Below are 3,590 nucleotides of genomic sequence, written 5' to 3'. Positions count from 1 at the left end.
GATCGCTGTCTTCGGATTGAGCACCTCGACGGTGATGCTCTCGAAAAAGGCGCGCCGCGCCGATTTGCGCTCGATCGCGGGCAGCGCCGCATCGCCGTCCGCGCGCTTGCGAAACAGCGAGATGCCAAGCCAGATCAGATAGAGCGCACCGACCAGCTTGACCGCCAGGTAGAGCGTCGGCACGGCATGAAACAGCACCGACAGCCCGGCGGCCGCGGCGAAAACATGCACGTAGCCGCCCAGATGAATGCCCAGCGCCGCCGTCAGGCCGGACCAGCGGCCGCGCGCCATCGTCTGCGCGGCGGCATAGAGCATGGCCGGGCCTGGAATGTAGGCGAAGATCGCCGTGGTGGCGAAAAACGCGATGAGCAGTTCGGTCGATGGCATTTTTGGTCCCTCACGATCGTGCTCTGCCCTGTCGATTCAGTCCGCGCGGGATTGCTTTGGACTGACCCGTGCGGACAACCGCAGTAAAAGCGAACATAATTTTCTTGTGAAATGACGGGCTGAACGCGCCAATTCGCGCACCCGGCTCGAAATAGGCCGACGCTTCCAGGATATCATGATTGTACTCATCGACCATGACCCAAAGGGGCATAGGATCGAGGCCCGCACGGTGGCGTTCAATTTCCGGGATGCTGACTGCAACGCGATCACGACCCGGCTGTGTGGAAGTGATTGCAAGTATGAAGAGGTTGGTACCCCCGGCTTTCCCAGGAAGGACAGCCACAAAGGCCACAGGCCGTGACTTCCGGCCTTCGGTCTCGCCGTCTCCGTGTTGGCGATGCCAAAGATATGGATATCGCCAGACGTCCGCAGCAGCGGGTTTAATCACGGTCCAATTCCGCGGCGTACTCCTCGAGCATCTCGACATGTTCGGTCGGGGCGTCCTTCGCAGCGTAGACGCGGCGGCTGTCGTTGCCGAAGCGCGCTTCGTAGGCCTCGATGCTCATCAGGACGTATCTCGGCTTGTTGTGGCGAGTGATGGAGACCGGCTGCTGGCTGGCAGCTGCAAGCACATCTCCAAGATTCTGTTTCAGATCGGTCGACGGATAGTTTTTCATGGGATACCCTGTTTTGTCCATAATAGACAAAATAGACAAAACAGACAAGCGCATAAAATGGCAGGACAGGCGCATGCACCTGGCTTTGTCGACAGCCCGGCTAGCCTCCCCTATAAGGACCGGAATCGCAAGCAACCAGAGGTCCTTCATGATCATCGTCACGGGCGGCGCCGGCATGATCGGCTCCAACATCGTCGCCGCGCTGAATGCCGAAGGGCATGACGACATCCTCGTCGTCGACGACCTTACCGACGGTCACAAGATCGTCAATCTTGCCGATCTCAAGATCGCCGACTATCTCGACAAGGACGATTTCCTGCCCCGCATGGAGGCCGGCTCGCTCGGCCGCATCGAGGCCGTGTTCCACCAGGGCGCCTGCTCGACCACCACCGAGTGGAACGGCAAATTCATGATGGAGGTGAATTACGCCTTCTCGAAACGGTTGCTGCATGCAAGCCAGAGTTTGCGCGTGCCTTTCCTTTATGCCTCCTCGGCTTCCGTCTATGGCGGCGGCTCGGAGTTCCTCGAGGATCCCGCGTTGGAACGGCCGCTCAACGTATACGCCTATTCCAAGAAGCTGTTCGACGACTATGTCAGGCGAACCGTGTTCGCCGGGCAGGCCGACCATTCACAGGTCGTAGGCTTGCGCTACTTCAACGTCTATGGCCCGCGCGAAGCGCACAAGGGCGCCATGGCCTCCGTCGCCTTCCATCTGTTCAACCAGGTCGAGCGAGGCGAGAACCCGAAACTGTTCGGCGCCTATGACGGATTCGGACCCGGCGAACAAAGCCGTGACTTCATCCATGTCGGTGATGTCGCCGACGTCAATCTGTGGCTGTGGAAACGGGGCTCAAGCGGCATCTTCAATTGCGGCACCGGCCGTGCCCAGCCCTTCCGCGCCATCGCCGAAACGGTGATCGACACGTTGGGTAAAGGGGAGATTGAATTCATCCCCTTTCCCGACCATCTCAAGGGCAGCTACCAGAGCTTTACGCAAGCTGATATGTCCCGTTTGCGCGCGGCCGGTTACAATGGCCAATTCCGGACAGTGGAAACCGGTGTCAGAGACTATGTCGAATGGCTGAAAGCCCAACGATCCTCGTGATCGGCCCACGCTGGGTGGGCGACATGGTGATGGCGCAGTGCCTGTTTTCGGCGCTGAAGGAGTTGCATCCCAACGCCGCCATCGATGTGCTGGCGCCTGCCTGGGCAGCACCCCTGGTCAAGCGCATGCCCGAAATCCGCCAGCAGATCGATTTTCCGCTCAAACCCGGCGCGCTCGAATTCACCCATCGCCGCCGCTTCGGCCGCCTGCTGCGCGGCCGCTACGACATGGCCTATATCCTGCCGGGCAGCTGGAAGTCGGCGCTGATTCCGTTCTTTGCCCGCATTCCGCGCCGTGTCGGCAATCTGCGCGAGATGCGCTATGGCCTGCTGACCGACGTCGTGCCATTGCCCGACAGCATCAAACGACGCACCGCGCAGGCCTATTTCGGCCTTGCCCAGGGCGGCAGTTTCCGGGCGCCCCGGCTTAGCGTGGACACGAAAAACCAGGTCGACCTGCTCGGCCGTTTCGGGCTGGCGCCGCAGAAATTCGTGGCCCTGATGCCCGGCGCGGAATTCGGCCCTGCCAAGCGCTGGCCCAGCGAAAGCTATGCCGGGCTTGCCAGCGGCTTCATGGGCAAAGGCTTGAAGGTTGCGCTGTTCGGCTCGAAGAACGACCGCGACGTGACGGCGGAGATCGCAGCCCTGGCCCCCGGCGTCGTCGACCTCGCCGGACAGACGCGGCTGGAGGACGCCATCGACCTGATATCCGCCGCCAGGCTGGCTGTGTCCAACGACAGCGGACTGATGCATGTCGCGGCCGCCGTCGGCACGCCGATCGTCGCCGTCTACGGCTCGACCTCGCCCGAAAACACACCACCGCTGGCGGAGCGCCGCGAGCTGGTCTGGCTCGGCCTGTCGTGCTCGCCCTGCCACCAGAAGGTCTGTCCGCTCGGCCACCTCAACTGCCTGAAGACGCTGGAAGTCGGCCAGGTCGCGGCAGCGGCGGACCGGCTGCTGGAAATTCCGGCCGCGGCATGAAGGTGCTGATCGTCAAGACGTCGTCGATGGGCGATGTCATCCACACCTTTCCGGCGGTCGAGGATGCCCGTCGCCACCGCCCGGACCTGACCTTCGACTGGTGCGTCGAAGAGGCATTCGCCGGAATCGTCGCGCTTCACCCGGCGATCGACAAGATTCATACGGTGGCGATCCGGCGCTGGCGCAAGGCGCTGCTTGACGGCGCCACCTGGCGCGAGGCGGCCGCCCTGCGCCGCACCTTGCGCAATTGCCGCTACGATCTGGTCATCGACGCGCAAGGCCTGCTGAAATCGGCCCTGGTGGCAAGACAGGCGGGCTCACCCATTGCCGGCTTCGACCGTTCGAGCGCGCGCGAACCCTCGGCGACGCTGTTCTACGATGCCACGTATGCCGTCCCGCGCGATCTCCACGCCATCGAACGGCCGCCGCGGTTGCTTCGCC

5 protein-coding genes are annotated in these 3,590 nt (G+C 62.5%); 3 read left to right on the top strand and 2 right to left on the bottom strand.

What is annotated here, in order from left to right; genetic code table 11:
* The coding region (locus EN884_RS29605) for a LysE family translocator (RefSeq protein WP_164895229.1) at positions 1-387 on the bottom strand (387 nt) is incomplete at its 3' end.
* Between the two features lie 440 nt (positions 388-827).
* Positions 828-1,241, bottom strand: a complete 414-nt coding sequence (locus EN884_RS39855) for a type II toxin-antitoxin system Phd/YefM family antitoxin (RefSeq protein ID WP_224675156.1) — start codon at positions 1,239-1,241, stop codon at positions 828-830.
* Here EN884_RS39855 and rfaD point away from each other — a divergent pair.
* The 3 genes from rfaD to waaC form a co-directional block, all read left to right on the top strand.
* Positions 1,213-2,169 (top strand): ADP-glyceromanno-heptose 6-epimerase, encoded by a 957-nt coding sequence (gene rfaD / locus EN884_RS29590; RefSeq protein ID WP_063170316.1) that lies wholly within the window; start codon positions 1,213-1,215, stop codon positions 2,167-2,169. The two genes, EN884_RS39855 and rfaD, sit on opposite strands and share 29 nt — an antisense overlap.
* Positions 2,142-3,149: a lipopolysaccharide heptosyltransferase II gene (waaF, locus tag EN884_RS29585; RefSeq protein WP_063168813.1), complete on the top strand. Its 1,008-nt coding sequence runs from the start codon at positions 2,142-2,144 to the stop codon at positions 3,147-3,149. Before rfaD ends, waaF begins: the two co-directional genes overlap by 28 nt.
* Positions 3,146-3,590 (top strand): lipopolysaccharide heptosyltransferase I (waaC, locus tag EN884_RS29580; protein WP_128360902.1); only part of this gene is annotated, 445 nt, incomplete at its 3' end. The genes waaF and waaC, both read left to right, overlap by 4 nt.

The organism is Mesorhizobium sp. M7A.F.Ca.AU.001.01.1.1, from assembly GCF_004022735.1.
GTDB lineage: Bacteria > Pseudomonadota > Alphaproteobacteria > Rhizobiales > Rhizobiaceae > Mesorhizobium > Mesorhizobium ciceri.
This window is presented reverse-complemented; position numbering and strand designations above follow the sequence as displayed.